We start from the raw sequence: 15,705 nt of genomic DNA on the forward strand, positions 1-15,705 counted from the left end.
CATCAGTTGCGCAAATGGGCAAGCGGCATTTCGGTGCTGGCCAGCACCTGATTGAGGACAAAGCTGGATTTGACGCTGGTGACCCCTTCGATACGGGTCAGGTGGCCGAGCAGCAGCTTCTGGTAGTGATCCATGTCTGGCACCACCACTTTGAGTTGGTAATCGGCGTCCATCCCGGTCACCAGGCTGCATTCCAGAACCTGAGGCAGGTTGCGGATATGCTGTTCGAAGTTCTCGAATCGCTCTGGGGTATGCCGGTCCATGCCGATCAGCACATAGGCGGTCAGGCTCAGACCAAGCTTCTTGCGGTCCAGCAACGCGACCTGGCGCACGATATAGCCGTCGTCTTCGAGCTGTTTGACCCGGCGCGAACAAGGCGAGGGCGACAGGCCGATGCGTTCGGCCAACTCCTGGTTGGAGATGCGCGCATCGCGCTGCAGTTCAGCCAAAATGCTCAGGTCATATCTATCGAGCTTGCTCACGATGTTTACCTTTACGAGTTCAATTGCGCATAATTATTTTCTATAAGTGAAAAATTGCGCAAGTAATGATTTATTGAGCAATATTAGCAATCATCTGCCGCGTGGTCGGGTTTATTATTTTTCACAGCTGGGCACTTCTAAAAACCTGAGTGATTTTTAGAGCTGCTCCCAATCACTGCCCGGACCCAGCGTCCACAGCCGCTCGTCGAATCAGATGAGCGGCGGCCCGCCACCCAACAGGGTGGACCCGGCCCCCGGGCTGCATACTGTCCAGAAGACGGTATGAAGTGAGCCGGCGCCACAAGCGTCGAGCCAGGACGACGTATCCCAAGGGGGCCATCTGGCCCCCTTTTTTATTTTCTGGCTCTGCTAAAGTGCGACGAACAGCGCCATGGCTGCGCAGTCTTACTTTTATAAACGTGACATTTCTGGTGAACAAAGCATGACATCCAGTCTCTGGCAGTTAGCGATTTCCGGTCTGCTGTGCCTTGGCTTCAGTGCCCAGAGCCTGGCCGACGAGCGCCGTGCAGGCTCGCCGCTGGACGAGTTGCGCGATGGTGGGGCGCAACACAATCAGCAGAACCAGCGTCGCCAGGCTGAGTTGCAGCAGGATCGGCAGATCCAGCAGCAACAGAACCAGATGCGCAATGCCGAGCGTCAGCAACAGCAGCAGATCTACCAGCAACAACAGCAGCAACAGCGCCAGCTTCAGGAGCAGTACAACCAGCAGCGCCAGGCTGAGCGCCAGCAAGATCAGCAGATCCAGCAGCAACAGAACCAGATGCGTAATGTCGAGCGCCAGCAACAGCAGCAGCTCTACCAGCAGCAACGCGAGCAGCAGCGCCAGATTCAGGAACAGCAGAACCAGCAGCGCCAGCAACTGCGTCAGCAACAGAACAATCTGCCGATCCAGGGCCGCCCGGACCAGGTATGGCAGACTCAGCCACCGCGCCAGGGTTACTACCGCGACCTGCCGCGTGACCAGCGCCCTCGTGACAATTGGGCCGGTCGCCCCGACGGACGCGGCGATGGCTGGGGGGCGGGGCCGCGCTATCGTCCGGGCCAGCACTTCGACCGCGCACCGCAAGGCTATGCGCGCATTCCGTGGCGTGGTCAGGATTACTTCTATTCCGGTGGTTACTGGTATCGCCCGCAGGATTCACGCTACGTGGTGGTGACCCCGCCTTACGGTGTCCGGGTCCGCAGCCTGCCGGACTACACCCGCGAGGTCTGGATCGGTGGTTCGCTGCTGTTTATGGCGGCTGGTACTTACTATGCCTGGCAGGCCGACAGCCAGGATTATGAAGTGGTCAGCCCGCCGCAGGGCTATGCCCAGCCGGTGCCAGGCAACAACAGCTATGATCCGCAGTTCTCGCCGATTGCCGGGCAGACCGCCGAGCAGGTCGAATTCGATCGTTACCAATGCTACCGCCAGGCCGTTGACCAGAGTGGCTTCGACCCGGCGAACGTGACCTATCAGCCTTCGGAGCAGGTAGTGGACACCTACCGTCGCGCGATGGGCGCGTGTCTGTATGAGCGTGGTTACAGCGTCCAGTAGCCTAGACCATCAGGCTGGAGCTTGCTTCACCACTTCCTGCGGGTCGGCGTGCACCAGTACCTCGGCCTGCGGATACTGGGCGGTAATGGTTGCCGCCGCAAGGTCGCATAGCTCATGCGCTACCGACAAGGTGAGCGAGCCGGGTAACTCCAGATGCACCTGCACGAACCACACTTGCCCGGAAACGCGCGTGCGCAGGTCATGGGCGCCCAACACGCCGGGCACCGTGCAGGCCAGCTCCAGCATGTGCGCGCTGACATCCGGCGGCAGTTCCTGATCCATCAGCACCGAGAAGGTCTCGCGAGCGATCTGTAGCGCGCTCCAGACGATGTAACCGGCAATCCCCAGACCGAACCAGGCATCGGCTTGCGGCCAACCTAGCGCACTGAGTGCCAGCGCCAGCAAGATGCTCAGATTGAGGAGCAGATCGGAGCGATAATGCAGCGAATCAGCCTTGATCGCGCTGGAGCCGGTGACTTTGATTACCCGGCTCTGAAAGCTGAGCAGCGCGACTGTCAGGGCCAGCGCCAACAGGGTCACGATGATTCCCGGCCACTGCGACATCAGCGGTTCAGGATTCTGGATACGCTCGATGGCCTGCATGCCGATCAACACACCACTGACACTGATGAACAACGCCTGGGCCATGCCCGACAACGCCTGGGCCTTGCCGTGACCATAGCGGTGATCTTCATCGGCCGGGCGCAGCGCGTAATGGACCGCCAGCAGGTTGAGCAGCGAAGCTGCGCCATCGAGCAACGAGTCGGTGAGGCCGGCCAGCAGGGCCAGCGAGCCGCTCAGCCACCAGGCCACACCCTTGGCAACGATCAGCACCAGCGCCACGGCCAGCGAAGCCCGGGTCGCCAGGCGCAGCAGGCGTGCATGTTCGGTGTTACGGCTCACTCAACCTCCTTGGGGTCATGCCGTGGGGCTTCAGGCAGCAGGTTTCAGGCCCAGGCTTGCCAGTTGCTCGAAGCTGCCCTTGCTCTGGATCAGGCGCGGATCATCCAGCGGCACTTTGCGGCCCAGTTCGCTTTCCAGAATGACTTGCAGCTTTTGGGTATCGACACTGCCGTCAGCCTGCACCGCAGGTTGCAGCTTCTGCGGATCGACCTGCGCCTGTTCATTCGGGCCGTAGTAAATGGCGCCGGTGGCGAAGTCCACGCCCAGTGCGATCACCCCTGGAATCACGTAGAACAGCAGACCCAGGGCATCGAGCACGGCAATCGCCGGGTCGATCTTGCCTTCGATCTGCCCACGGCGATCAGGATAGAAAATACTGCCGCAGGCCGACAATTGGGTCACCAAAGCGGCAGCCAGAACGCCACCGATCAATCGGGAAGGAATGCGCATGGGAAACTCCTGTAGAAAAGTGGCAACTATACAAGGCAAAGACCGCGAGGCTAAGACTGTCTGGCCAGGCACTGGTTCGGCAGCCATACCGGCATAATGCCCGTATCTTATTGAACACGAGATGAAAATGAGCGAACAAATGCCATTGTCGGCGCGGGAGGTTTATCAAGTTCTCAAAGATGTGGCCCAGGGTGTGCGTCAGCTTGTTGTTTTATCAGTCTGCAAAACTGACCTGCTTACCATCCGTGCCGAGATTGACGGCTGGCAACTGACCCTGCGCAATGAGGAGGGTAGCCCCTTGTGTTGTGAATACTGCATGGCGCCGGATGGTCGTGAGGGTTCTTTGCAGCATTGGCATCGCTGCGGCACTGACCCGGCCGCATTCCTCAGTGGCTGGGAACATTCGCAACTGGAGCGCGCGCTGAAAAACCTCTGAGCGGGTATCCATACGTGGCCGCTATACTGCCCGCCCAGCTTTGGAGTGCCCATGATTTCCCTGCCCATCGACGCCGTATTGCCTGCTCTGCGCCAGGCATTGTCTACCCGCCACGAAGCGGTTCTTGAAGCCCCACCCGGCGCCGGCAAGACCACACGTGTGCCGTTGGCGTTGCTCAACGAGCCCTGGCTGGCCGGGCAGACCATTCTGATGCTCGAGCCCCGGCGGCTGGCGGCTCGGGCGGCGGCCGAGCGGCTGGCCAGTGAACTGGGCGAGAAGGTCGGCGAGACGGTCGGTTATCGGATTCGGTTGGACAGCAAGGTCGGGCCCAACACCCGTATCGAGGTGGTCACCGAAGGTATCCTGACCCGTCGTTTGCAGGATGATCCGGCGCTGGAAGGCGTGGGTTTGCTGATTTTCGACGAATTTCACGAGCGCAGTCTGGATGCCGACCTGGCCTTGGCGCTGAGTCTCAATGGCCGTGAGCTGTTGCGTGATGACCCGCCGCTGAAAATCCTGCTGATGTCCGCGACCCTGGAAGGCGAGCGGCTGTCGGCGTTGCTCGACGACGCGCCGGTGGTCAGCAGTGAAGGGCGTATGTTCCCGGTGGACATTCAATGGGGGCGGCCGTTTCAACCCGGTGAGTTTGTCGAGCCACGAGTGGTGCAGACCGTGCTGGATGCGCTGGGCAACGAGACCGGCAGCCTGCTGGTGTTCCTGCCCGGCCAGGCGGAGATTCGCCGGGTGCATCAACAACTGGCCGATGCCTTGGGTGAGCGTCGCGACATTGTGCTGTGTCCCTTGCATGGTGAGCTGGATCTCAATGCCCAGCGCGCGGCCATAGATCCTGCACCTGCGGGTAGTCGCAAGGTGGTGCTGGCGACCAATATTGCCGAGACCAGCCTGACCATCGACGGCGTGCGGGTGGTGATCGATGCAGGGCTGGCCCGGGTACCGCGCTTCGACCCCGGCAGCGGCATGACCCGGCTGGACACCCAGCGCATCTCCCGGGCCAGCGCGACCCAGCGTACCGGTCGGGCCGGACGTCTGGAGCCGGGCGTTTGCTATCGGTTGTGGTCCGAAGCGCAGCATGAACAACTGGCTGGCTACGGCAGTGCGGAGATTCTGCAGGCCGACCTGGCCGGGCTGGCCCTGCAACTGGCGCGCTGGGGCGTGACCCCGGAGCAGTTGCAGTGGCTGGACCTGCCCCCAGCGGCCGCGATTGCCCAGGCTCGCGATCTGTTGCAGCGTCTCGGCGCGCTGCAAGCCGATGGTCGTTTGTCGACGCATGGCCAGGCCATGGCCGAAATGCCGGCGCATCCGCGCATTGCCCATCTGCTATTGCGCGGCCAGGAGCTTGGACTGGCAAACATGGCTTGTGATGTAGCCGCGCTGTTGGGCGAACGCGACATTCTGCGCGGCGCCGGGGCCGATGTGCACAGTCGTCTGGTGCTGCTGTCGGGTGAACAAAAAGCCCAGCGCAATGCCCAGGGTGGCGTGCAGCGTGCCCGGCAACTTTCCCGCCAGTATCGTGGTTACCTGCGCGGCAAAGCGGGCCAGGCGGTTGTTGACCCTGACCACCCGCGCTGGCTGGGAGCTTTGCTGGCTTTGGCCTATCCGGACCGGGTCGCCCGCCAGCGCCGCGATGGCGGCGCGGAGTATCGTCTGGCCAATGGTCGGGCGGCGTTGTTCAGTGAAACCGATGCGCTGATGAAGCATGAATGGCTGGTCGTCGCGGACCTCGGCAGCCGCCAGGGGCAGCGCGAGGAGCGCATTTATCTGGCCGCCGATCTTGACCCGGCACTGTTCGACAGTGTGCTGGCCGAACAGGTGCTGGCCATCGATTATCTGGATTGGGACGAGCGCGAAGGCGTACTGCGTGCTGAGCGCCAACGCAAGGTCGGTGAACTGGTGCTCAGCAGTGAACCGCTGCCGAAGCTGGACGATGCTGCACGAGGCCAGGCGTTGCTGGGGCTGGTACGGCGCAAGGGCCTGGAGTTGCTGGGCTGGACCCCGGAACTGCGCCAGTGGCAGGCGCGGGTGATGCTGTTGCGTGAGCTGGATGCGCAGCAACAGGTCAGCAGCGAATGGCCGGATGTCAGCGACAGCGCCCTGCGTGACAATCTGGAGCAGTGGCTGTTGCCGTATCTGGGCAAGGTCAGCCGCCTGAGCCACTTCGCCCAACTGGACCTGTCGTCGATGTTGCGCAACCTGTTGCCCTGGCCGCTGCCGCAACGCCTCGACGAACTGGCCCCGCAGCATATTCAGGTGCCGTCCGGTTCGTCGATCCGGCTGGACTACAGCGAGCAGCCGCCGATTCTCGCGGTGCGTCTGCAAGAACTGTTCGGTCTGTCCGACACCCCGCGCATCGCCAACGGTCGGCAGATCGTCAAGTTGCACTTGTTGTCACCGGCGCGACGTCCGGTGCAGGTGACCCAGGACCTGGCCAACTTCTGGCGCAGCACCTATGCCGAGGTGAAAAAGGATCTCAAGGGGCGCTACCCCAAGCATTACTGGCCGGATGACCCGTTGGTAGCCGAAGCCACGGCCCGGGCCAAACCGCGCAAGGGTTAATGGTTGGGCATCATTTACCAGCGATGCCGGTCGTAGCGATCATGACGGTAGTAGTGCGGTGGTGGTGGCGCATAGTGACGCTGTTCATAGTATGGCCGCACCGGCACGTACTGCACGGGCGGGTGATGCCGGCGATAGTGGCGGTATTCGCGGTATTCACGTGGCGGCTTACGATAATAACGATGACGATCATCATCGCGGTCGTTGCGGGCAATGAGCGTGGCCGCTACTGCACCGACCGCCGCACCGGCCAGCACGGGCACGATCACGTTACGATCTGCGGCGCTGGCGGTACCGGCCACCAGCAGGCTGGCGGACAGCATCAGGATTTTGGTGATCTTCGAAAACATGATGTCTCCTCAGGCGGCAAATGTATTCGCCATGTATCCATGAGACACCGGGTTGGCGTAAATCCTGGTACAGAGTCGGTAAAGGGAAGGTAAAGAACCGCTGACAGTGTATTGAAGCCTGGAAACAGCGGAGGCTGCAGGCAGGGGCAGCCTCCGGTGAAGCAGATGCGCGAACTTACAAGCTGGTGGCTTCGTCAGCGCCCAGGTGAATGTTCATGCACTGCACGGCAGCGCCGGCGGCGCCTTTGCCGAGGTTGTCCAGGCGGCAGATCAGGTTGATACGCTCATCGTTGCCGAACACGAACAGGTCGGCGCGGTTGGTGTCGTTGCAAGCCTGTACGTCGAAGAAGCCGCCGTCCAGATTGCCGGCATCGTCGCCGAACGGCAGCACACGAATGAACTGCTCGCCTTCATAGTGCTTGGCCAGCGCTGCTTGCAGGGCTTGTGGCGTGGCGCCTGGGGCCAGTTGCGAGGTGTGCAGCGGGATGGTCACGGCCAGGCCCTTGAGGAAACTGCCCACGATCGGATTGAACACCGGCACGTTGTCCAGGCCGGTCTGAAAGCGCATTTCCGGCAGGTGCTTGTGCCCCTGACCCAGCCCGTAAGGACGTGGGCTTTGCAGTTGTGGGGTCAGCGACTGGTAGTCGGCGATCATCTGCTTGCCGCCACCGCTGTAACCGGTGATCGACGTGGCGCTGAGCAGAGTCGAGGCTGGCAGCAGGCCGGCATCGACCAGCGGGCGGACCAACAAAATGAAGGCAGTGGCATGGCAGCCGGGGTTGGCGATGCGTTTGCTGGCGCGCAGTTTCTCGCGCTGCCCGGCAGCCAGTTCCGGCAGGCCATAAACCCAGGACGGATCGGTACGGAACGCGGTGCTGGCGTCGATCACGCAGGTATTGGGGTTTTCCAGCAGCGATACCGCTTCGCGGGACGCGGCATCGGGCAGGCACAGAAATGCCAGGTCGGCGGCGTTCAGCAGGCGACCGCGCTCGACCGGGTCTTTGCGTTTGGCTTCATCGATGCGCAGCAGCTCGATATCGTCGCGTTTGCCCAGGTAGTCCAGCAAGCGCAGGCCGGTGGTGCCTTCCTGGCCGTCGACATAGATCTTGTGAGTCATCTTGAAGCCTCTGTAATGGGGTGTATGAGCACGAACGACAAGAGTTTAATCGGTTTGCATCCGGTAATGGCCACCTCAGTGGCGAGCGGCATGTCGGTCAGGTTGTCGTGCGAGAGAGTGCTAGCCGCAGAACGGTGATTATCAACGCATCACCGGCAGGATCGCAAAGCGCAATTACAGGTTAATGCCGGTCAGTTAAGAGATTGTGAGGCTTGGCTCGGTCTCGGTGGGAGATTCTATGATTTTCGGAAAACTCCTGATTCCAGTTGTGAATGTTCCGCAGTATTCGTCGGCTGAGCCGACTCCTACCGGTTTTGTGTCATGCCGATACTGGAGCAAGGCACAAACCTCGGTGGGAGCTGGCTTGCCGGGGTGCCGGACCACAGCGAAAGGGCCGGTGGAACCGGCACATCTGCTGTGGACTCTTCGCGAGCAAAGCTTCCTCTCACCGGATTGATGTCGAACGCAAGATCCCGGCTCGACTCGGATGTGTGGGAGGCAGCTCTGCTGGCGAACGCAGGGCATCGCGCTGTCAATGTTCTGAACAATCAAAGACAGTAGCTCCCTCCCACCAGGAACGAGCCAGGCCTGAAATCGCTTGACTGATTTGCGTTACCCCTACAGCTTTAGAACATTACCTTCACCCCCGCCTGCACACTGCGCCCGGCTGCCGGAACTTCATCGCGCAGGATCGAGCTGGCGTAGCGCACGGTCTGGTTGTTCAGGTTGTCGCCCTTGAGAAACGCCAGCCACTGGCTTTGCCCGACATCGAAGTGGTAACCGAGGCTGGCGTTGAGGGTGGTGTAGCCGTCGGTATCGGTTTCGGCCTGGGCGACGCGGCGCTGGGCGCTGGCGTGTTCGGCGCCGAGGCTGGCTTGCCAGTGGTTGTAGTCCCACAGCAGCGCGGTGTTCAGGCGCAGCGGCGAGATGCGCGGCAGCGGCTCGCCGGTTTCGCGGTTTTTGGCGCGGGTGTAGTCGGCTGAGCTTTGCAGGGCAAAATTGCCGTACCGGGTTTGCGCCAGGCGCCAGTGGTCCTGGGCTTCCAGACCCCAGAAATCGGCTTTGACGCCGCTGTACAGGTATTCCGGCAAGGCGTCGTCGTCGCTGGCATCAACCTGTTCGCCGTCATCATTCAGGTAGCGGCCGCTGCCCAGCAGGCCGATATAGTTGGAGAAGCGGCTGTAGAACACCCCAACGCTGCCTTTGTGGGTGCCATCGTCAAAGCGCAGGGCCAGGTCGGTGGACCAGGATTTCTCCTTCTCGGCATTGGCGTCGCCCACTTCATAAGTGCCAGTGGCTTCGTGCGGGCCGTTGGCGTACAGCTCATAGAAGGTCGGCGCGCGTTCGGTGTAGCTCAGGGTGCTGGCCAGCGACCAGACGTTGGTCAGGTCATAAATGGCACCGAATGACAGGCTGCCGGCGCTGAAGCTGTGGCTGGCGTCGGCGCCTGCAAAGCGTTCGTTGCCTGCGGCGTCCGGGCGCAAACGGGTATGTTCCAGGCGTCCGCCGAGGGACAGGTCGAGCCGGTCAGTGGCTTTCCAGTCTTCGAGGATGAACAGCGCGGCGCTGTCGGTATCGGTCTTGGGCACGAAGGCTTCTGCGCCCAACGCCTGGAACTGGCTGCTGGCGACCTGCGCGCCGACTACGCCTTCGACCGGGCCGATGGCCTGGTGACGGGCTTCGATGCGTGCTTCATAGCCGTCGTTCTTGAATACCGTGCCGGTTTCGCCGTCTTCGATTTCCCTGTGCTCATAGCGGGTGTGGCCGAAGTTGAGCTTCACCGAGCTGAACGGGCCTTCCAGGTCGCGGATTTCCGAGGCCAGCGCGTAGTGGCGCTGCTCCATGTCAATGCGCACGTCTTGTTCTGCCGGTGAGCCGTAGTTGCTGTCGTATTCGTCGTAAGACAGGCCGACATAGCCGTGGTCCCAGTGATAGGCGCCGCCAACGCCGCCGCCGTCCTGGCGACCGTCGCTGTTGTTGACCCGATGCTTGCTATCGTCGCCGTCAATCGCACGCTGATCGCGCGAGTGGGCGTAGCCAGGAATGCGCAGGTCGTTGAACTGCCGCGAGTTGGCATCCACATGCAGGGCAAAGTTGCCGTCGCCGGCTTCGAGCTTGCCCGCTGCACTGCGCGTGGTGTCGGCACCGCCGTAACGCAACTCGCCGCCACCGTGCACGCCGTCCACCGGTTCTGTCGGGATGCGGTTATCGAAACTGTTGACCACCCCGCCCACCGCACTGCCGCCATACAACAACGCCGCCGGGCCACGGACCACCTCAATGCGCTCGGCGCTGGCCGGGTCGTACGGCACGGCGTGGTCATAGGACAGTGACGAGGCATCCAGCGCGCCGACGCCGTTGCGCAGCACTCGAATGCGATCACCATCGAAGCCGCGGATTACCGGACGACTGGCGGCCGGGCCAAAGTAGGTCGAAGACACGCCCGGCAGCTTGTTCAACGTCTCACCCAATTGTGCCGACTGACGCAGAGTCAAGTCGTCGCCTTCTACAACACTGGTCGGGGAGGCCAGCGCATCGCTGCCCAGCGGGTTGGCGGTGATGACTTGCGGATCAAGCGTCACGGCGGTTTGAGCGGCGAATAGCGGCTGCGCCGCGAGCAGGGCTGCGGCCAGAGCCGTCAGGACGGGAAGGTGGTGGGCGGACATTGAAATCTTTCCTAACAAGTTGAATTGTTATGTTACAACATAACTTAAATTTGCAAGGATGAAATTTCATCTTGGGCGGTGCGCAAGATCTGGCATTGTGTTTTCCCGGCGTGCCCGGCGTTACGCACCCTCCTTATGCACAGAAAGGAATCCACTCGTGCTCAAGCTGTTCGGTAAATCCACCTCGATCAACGTCAGAAAAGTCCTGTGGGCCTGTGCGGAGTTGAACATTCCGCTTAGCCACGAGCAGGCAAACGGCGATGACGTTCAGCACCTGAACCCCAATGCGCTGGTGCCGGTCATCGACGATGCAGGTTTTGTGCTCTGGGAGTCGAACTCGATCATTCGTTATCTGGCCAACCGCGAGCAGGCCGGGTGGCTCTACCCCGCAGTGGCTGCGCAACGTGCCCGCGTCGATCAGTGGATTGACTGGCAAGCTGCGGACCTCAATCGCACCTGGTCCTACGCATTCATGGCGCTGGTGCGGCGTTCACCGGCCCATGACGACCCGGCGCAAATTCGCGCCTCGGTGCAAAACTGGAATTGCTCCATGGAAATCCTTGACCGGCAACTGGCCGTTACCGGCGGCCATGCAGTCGGCGCGCAGTTCAGCTTGGCTGATGTTCCCGTGGGGCTGTCGGTGAATCGCTGGTATGAAACCCCCATCGACCACCCGGATTTGCCAAATGTCCGGGCCTATTACGAGCGGCTGGCCGAGCGCCCCGGCTATCAGGCATTCGGGCGTAACGGCACGCCTTGAGCCTCAAACGGCAGCGTCTGATCTCAAGGCCTGGCCGGCAACAGAAACCGCCCGATCAGCGGCAGATGATCGGAGATCTGCAAACTGTCCTCCTGCCGCACCCGGGCCTCCAGACGTTTGAGTGCGGGGCTGTAGAACAGGTAGTCGACGGTCCGGTCCGGGCCTTTGAGCTGTGGGTCGTTGGGCCAGTGGGTGAGCCACTGGCTGCGTTCGATGCCGCCGGCTTCGGCGTTGGTGGGGATCATCGGGTATTTGTCCCACAGCAGGTGCAGTTCGCTGTCGCGCTGGTAGCCTGCCCGTTGGGCCGGTTCCAGGCGCTGGTACTGGCCCAGCGCAAGCAAGCCGAAGTCGCCACCGGCCAACCAGGGCGTACCGCTGCCTTGCAGACGATCAAGCAACCCGACGGTGAATTCGGTCTGTTGGCGCAAGGTCGTCTGGTCAGGATGCCGGGCGTACTGTTGGGTATTGATCACCGCCAGGCGGCCGCCGTCGCGCAGTGGCAGGTAGCTGACCAGCAGCGCGGGTCTGGGCTGGAACTGGCGGCTCAGCAGGTTGGCCGGTTGCACCGGCAGTTGCAGGCGCTCGCTGCTGTCGATGCGATAACGGCTCAGGGTCGCCAGCTTGAGCCCGGCGCTGCCCCAGATCCGTGGCGCAGGGATGAACTCGGCCTGCCAGTTGAAGGCCTCGGTGCTGCACGGATACAGATCCACCAGACGCTCCTGGAGCAGCGCCAGTTGATCCTGGTAGTCGGTGTTTCTGGCGCCGTCGCTGACTTCCTGAAGCAGCACCAGGTCCGGTGCCTCATCGCGGATCACCCGCACCACTTCATCAAGGTTGTACGCCAGGTCGTCAGGGGTAGGGCGCTCGTCCGGGCCGTTGTCGTCGGGCTGCTCATACCAGAACACATAGCGCTTGCCGGCCAGGTACTGGATGTTCCAGGTCATGACTTTCAGCGCCTGCCCCGGCATCAGCAGGTCGGGCTGAACTGAGCTGCTGCAACGGGCGGTGACCGTCTCGCGTTCGGCCGGCCGCCAGGTGAGATTCTGCACCGCGATCCACAACACGCCGGTCAGCAGCAGTAGCAACAGGATCAGGCGCAGCAGGATTCGGCTCATGGGTCTGTTCGGGGTCCTGATGGGCGTGCTGGCAGCATAGCCGAGTTATGTGTGTGGGCGGTCCTGCTCAATGAGCATGAACAGGCGGAACATCGCCACGCCCATGAACAGTTGCAGAAAACTGGCCAGGCTGCTGAGCAGCAGCGACACGCCCGGGCTTTGCGGTTGCGGCAGCAGATACAGGCCGCCTGCTTCGATCAGCGACAGCGGGATGTAGATGATCAGCAGGCACACCATGATCCGGGTGAAGTGCCCGGTACTCATCAGCATGCTTTCGCGCATGGCCATGAACGGGGTGCGCTGGCGCAGCACCAGCAGGTATTCGCTGAATGCCAGTTTGATCATCACCCACAGGCCCGGCAGCACGAACAGCGACAGGCCGAACATGATCAGCAGCGTGCTCATGGCCGACAGCACGGCAAAGCTCGGCCACAGGCGCAAGGTCCTGCTCCACAGCTCGGCAAAGCCCGGTTGATCGCCACGGCTGCGGGCATCGAGAAACAGGATCAGGACCCCACTGTAGAGCGGGTAGAAAAACAGGCTCACCAGCAAGCCGTAGGCCGGTGAGGCATTGGCTGGCAGGCTGCCATCCACGGCCTGCTTGATCAGCGCTTCGAGCACCACCGGTGGCAGGCACAGCAGCACGATGCTGAGCAGGTTGCTGCGAAAGAAATACAGGGAGTCCCGGAGGATGTTCAGCGGATTCATGTAAGCGTGTCGTTTGAAAAAGTCGGCGAACACTGTAGCCCAAGGCCGGTGACGAACCAAGCACGCCCAGGGCGGCGGCCTTTTTAACTTTTTCGTCATGTCCTTGAAGTGGTTTTGCCCAGCCCCATTACCTCTGTAGGGCCGTCTGCTGGCCTTTTAACGATCCTTGTGAGGTCACTATGAACAATCAAGAGCAAGTCCTGATCGATGAACTGTTCGGCAAACTCAAAAGTGCCGAAAGCGCCTCGGGTGTGCGGGATGCGGCAGTCGAGGCGCATATCAACGAGCATTTGCGCCGTCAGCCAGCTGCGCCGTATTACATGGCTCAGGCGATTGTGGTCCAGGAAGCGGCGGTCAATCAGCTCAACCAGCAACTGCGCGAGCGTGACGAGCAGATCCGCCAGCTCCAGGCTCAATTGCAGCAGAGCCGTCCCGGCCCGGCTGCGGCCGGCGGTGGCGGGTTTCTTTCAAGCCTGTTTGGCGCCGGCAGCGCCCGCGAGCCGCAGCCAGCCGCGCAGCCCGCGTCGTCTGGCGGCTGGCGTGACAGCGGCTATAGCGCACCGCCTGCGCCCGCCGCCGCAGCGCCGTCCAGGGCCAGCGGTTTTCTGGGCAGTGCGTTGCAGACCGCGGCCGGAGTTGCCGGTGGTGTGATGCTGGCGCAAGGCATCAGCAGCCTTTTCGGTCACCACAACGCGCCGCAGGAAATTGTCGAAGTTGTTCATGATGCGCCATCGCAAAGCTATCAGGCCGATGACTGGTCGAACCCGAATCAAACGGGTTGGAGTGACGACAGCGGCTCGTTCGATGACGACGACAGTTTTGTCTGAGCGGTGATCCGACCCCTCTGGCGTACCCCGCGCCCTGCGCATAACTGGCATACTGCGTGCCTGTTTATGTCGCGGGGTGGTTGGGGTGAAAAAGATCGCGGTGTTTGCCGATGTGCAGAACCTCTACTACACCGTGCGCCAGGCTCATGGGTGTCACTTCAATTACGCGGCGTTCTGGGCCGATGTCAGCCAGCGCGGGCAGATTGTCCAGGCCTATGCCTACGCCATTGACCGGGGTGACAGCAAACAGCAACAGTTCCAGCAGATCCTGCGCAACCTGGGTTTTACCGTCAGGCTCAAACCCTACATCCAGCGCAGTGATGGCTCGGCCAAGGGCGACTGGGATGTCGGCATCACCCTGGATGTCATGGAGTTTGCCCCGCAGGTCGATGAAGTGGTGCTGGCTTCCGGCGATGGCGACTTCGACATGCTGCTTGAGCGGATCTCCAGCCGTTACGCTGTTGCCACCGCCGCCTACGGTGTGCCAGGGCTGACCGCCAACTCACTGATACGCGCCGCCGACCGCTATGTGCCGATCGAAGGCGCGCTGTTGCTCAAGAATTGACCCCCCAGGAAGGACAGGATTGTGGAACGTATTGCCGTCATCGACTTTGAAACCACGGGTATCTCGCCAGGCCCCGGTTGCCGTGCCACGGAGGTGGCTGTGGTCATCACCGAACAAGGTCGGGTGGTCGATCGGTTCCAGAGCCTGATGAACGCCGGCGTGCCCATTCCATCGTTCATTGAAAACCTGACCGGTATCAGCAATGCGATGATCCGCAGCGCGCCGCGTGCCGAGCAGGTCATGGGCGATGTGGCAGATTTTGTCGGCAGTACACCGCTGGTCGCGCACAATGCATCATTCGACCAGAAGTTCTGGGACTACGAACTGGCGCGTATCCAGCGCAGTCGTGTGCAAAGCTTTGCCTGTTCGATGCTGCTGGCCCGGCGCCTGATGCCGAGTGCGCCCAACCACAAGCTGGGCACCCTGACCCGTTATGCGCGCCTGCCTGACACCGGCAAGGCGCACCGGGCCATGGCTGATGCCGAGATGGCGGCCAACCTGGTCAACCATATGGTCGGCCAGTTGCGCGATTCACACGGGATTGCCAGCGTTTCCCACCAGTTGTTCTGCACCCTGCAGAAAGTCCCGGCCTCACGCATCCTCGAAGCCCTCAAGCGTCAGCGCGGGCTTTGACGGTGGCCTTTTCCAAGCGTACCCCGACGTCCAGATGACCCACTGGCAGGCTGCGTTCGATGGGCGTGGACAACACCATTGAGGTCTTGCTGACGCCATAGCTCGCCACGCGGTCGAGCAACTGTTCCAGATGCTCCATCGAGTCGACCGCTGCACGCATGATAAAGCAGGGGTCGCCGGTCACCCGGTGGCACTGGATCAGTTCGGCAAACGTGTACAGCTCTTCATAGGCGCGCTGTTTACTGTGGCTGTCCAGGCGCAGTTCGATCACACACTGAATCGGCAGGCCGACCCTGGCCAGGTTGACCTTGGCTTCATAGCCGGTAATCACCCCGTTGGCCTCCAGCTTGGCCACCCGTTCGGCGACCGCCGGTGCCGACAGGTTGACCTGCCGGGCCAGTTGCGCAAAAGACGCCCGCCCGTTTTCCAGCAAAGCGTTGAGCAGCATGCGGTCATATTTGTCCAGTTCCACAAGGATCTCCCGGCAGGCAAAGGGCTGGATTTCGAATCGAAAGTAAAAAACGGATATTACCGTTGATTTACAGGTAAACGTTGCGTTTA

The 15,705-nt window shown here is 61.6% G+C and carries 16 protein-coding genes; 7 read left to right on the top strand and 9 right to left on the bottom strand.

Going from position 1 to position 15,705, the window contains the following annotated elements:
• Positions 1-2: 2 nt before the first annotated feature.
• Positions 3-482, bottom strand: coding sequence for an Lrp/AsnC family transcriptional regulator (locus PSCI_RS13165; RefSeq protein ID WP_045487421.1), 480 nt, complete (start codon positions 480-482; stop codon positions 3-5).
• A 442-nt stretch (positions 483-924) separates the two neighbouring features.
• On the opposite strand from PSCI_RS13165, the gene PSCI_RS29595 reads away from it, so the two are divergent.
• On the top strand, positions 925-2,040 hold the full coding sequence (locus PSCI_RS29595; RefSeq protein WP_177328606.1) for a DUF6515 family protein: 1,116 nt from the start codon (positions 925-927) through the stop codon (positions 2,038-2,040).
• Between the two features lie 9 nt (positions 2,041-2,049).
• Here the strand turns inward: PSCI_RS29595 and PSCI_RS13180 are convergent, their stop codons facing one another.
• Positions 2,050-2,943, bottom strand: coding sequence for a cation diffusion facilitator family transporter (locus PSCI_RS13180; RefSeq protein WP_045487423.1), 894 nt, complete (start codon positions 2,941-2,943; stop codon positions 2,050-2,052).
• 30 nt (positions 2,944-2,973) lie between these two features.
• Positions 2,974-3,393: a hypothetical protein gene (locus PSCI_RS13185; RefSeq protein WP_045487426.1), complete on the bottom strand. Its 420-nt coding sequence runs from the start codon at positions 3,391-3,393 to the stop codon at positions 2,974-2,976.
• A 127-nt stretch (positions 3,394-3,520) separates the two neighbouring features.
• Here PSCI_RS13185 and PSCI_RS13190 point away from each other — a divergent pair, with 127 nt between their 5' ends.
• The gene (locus PSCI_RS13190; protein ID WP_045494246.1) at positions 3,521-3,829 is read left to right on the top strand and encodes a DUF7693 family protein; all 309 of its coding nucleotides are present in this window, start codon (positions 3,521-3,523) and stop codon (positions 3,827-3,829) included.
• A 51-nt stretch (positions 3,830-3,880) separates the two neighbouring features.
• On the top strand, positions 3,881-6,403 hold the full coding sequence (gene hrpB / locus PSCI_RS13195; RefSeq protein WP_045487429.1) for an ATP-dependent helicase HrpB: 2,523 nt from the start codon (positions 3,881-3,883) through the stop codon (positions 6,401-6,403).
• A 14-nt stretch (positions 6,404-6,417) separates the two neighbouring features.
• Here hrpB and PSCI_RS13200 read toward each other — a convergent pair whose 3' ends face one another.
• The 3 genes from PSCI_RS13200 to PSCI_RS13210 all read right to left on the bottom strand — a co-directional run bounded on the left by PSCI_RS13200 (position 6,418) and on the right by PSCI_RS13210 (position 10,536).
• Complete coding sequence (locus PSCI_RS13200; protein ID WP_045487432.1) at positions 6,418-6,753, bottom strand: hypothetical protein; 336 nt, start codon at positions 6,751-6,753, stop codon at positions 6,418-6,420.
• A gap of 175 nt (positions 6,754-6,928) precedes the next feature.
• A complete protein-coding gene (gene argC, locus PSCI_RS13205) occupies positions 6,929-7,870 on the bottom strand; it encodes an N-acetyl-gamma-glutamyl-phosphate reductase (protein WP_045487436.1) in 942 nt (313 codons plus the stop codon).
• Positions 7,871-8,496: 626 nt separating this feature from the next.
• On the bottom strand, positions 8,497-10,536 hold the full coding sequence (locus PSCI_RS13210) for a TonB-dependent receptor (RefSeq protein ID WP_045487439.1): 2,040 nt from the start codon (positions 10,534-10,536) through the stop codon (positions 8,497-8,499).
• Between the two features lie 157 nt (positions 10,537-10,693).
• Between PSCI_RS13210 and PSCI_RS13215 the strand changes: the two genes are divergently transcribed.
• Positions 10,694-11,296, top strand: a complete 603-nt coding sequence (locus PSCI_RS13215; protein WP_045487442.1) for a glutathione S-transferase N-terminal domain-containing protein — start codon at positions 10,694-10,696, stop codon at positions 11,294-11,296.
• A gap of 23 nt (positions 11,297-11,319) precedes the next feature.
• Here the strand turns inward: PSCI_RS13215 and PSCI_RS13220 are convergent, their stop codons facing one another.
• Together PSCI_RS13220 and PSCI_RS13225 are read right to left on the bottom strand one after the other, a co-directional pair.
• Complete coding sequence (locus PSCI_RS13220) at positions 11,320-12,411, bottom strand: endonuclease/exonuclease/phosphatase family protein (protein ID WP_045487445.1); 1,092 nt, start codon at positions 12,409-12,411, stop codon at positions 11,320-11,322.
• A gap of 45 nt (positions 12,412-12,456) precedes the next feature.
• Positions 12,457-13,119, bottom strand: coding sequence for a membrane protein (locus PSCI_RS13225; RefSeq protein WP_045487448.1), 663 nt, complete (start codon positions 13,117-13,119; stop codon positions 12,457-12,459).
• 179 nt (positions 13,120-13,298) lie between these two features.
• Here PSCI_RS13225 and PSCI_RS13230 point away from each other — a divergent pair, with 179 nt between their 5' ends.
• From PSCI_RS13230 to PSCI_RS13240, 3 genes are all read left to right on the top strand, one after another.
• Positions 13,299-13,946, top strand: a complete 648-nt coding sequence (locus tag PSCI_RS13230; RefSeq protein WP_045487449.1) for a DUF2076 domain-containing protein — start codon at positions 13,299-13,301, stop codon at positions 13,944-13,946.
• An 85-nt stretch (positions 13,947-14,031) separates the two neighbouring features.
• Positions 14,032-14,511, top strand: coding sequence for a LabA-like NYN domain-containing protein (locus tag PSCI_RS13235; RefSeq protein ID WP_045494250.1), 480 nt, complete (start codon positions 14,032-14,034; stop codon positions 14,509-14,511).
• 21 nt (positions 14,512-14,532) lie between these two features.
• The gene (locus PSCI_RS13240; RefSeq protein ID WP_045487452.1) at positions 14,533-15,144 is read left to right on the top strand and encodes a 3'-5' exonuclease; all 612 of its coding nucleotides are present in this window, start codon (positions 14,533-14,535) and stop codon (positions 15,142-15,144) included.
• On the opposite strand, the gene PSCI_RS13245 is transcribed toward PSCI_RS13240, so the two are convergent.
• Positions 15,122-15,616, bottom strand: a complete 495-nt coding sequence (locus PSCI_RS13245; protein WP_045487455.1) for an Lrp/AsnC family transcriptional regulator — start codon at positions 15,614-15,616, stop codon at positions 15,122-15,124. The genes PSCI_RS13240 and PSCI_RS13245 overlap by 23 nt on opposite strands.
• Positions 15,617-15,705: the final 89 nt, after the last annotated feature.

Origin of the sequence: Pseudomonas sp. StFLB209 (assembly GCF_000829415.1) — a bacterium.
GTDB lineage: Bacteria > Pseudomonadota > Gammaproteobacteria > Pseudomonadales > Pseudomonadaceae > Aquipseudomonas.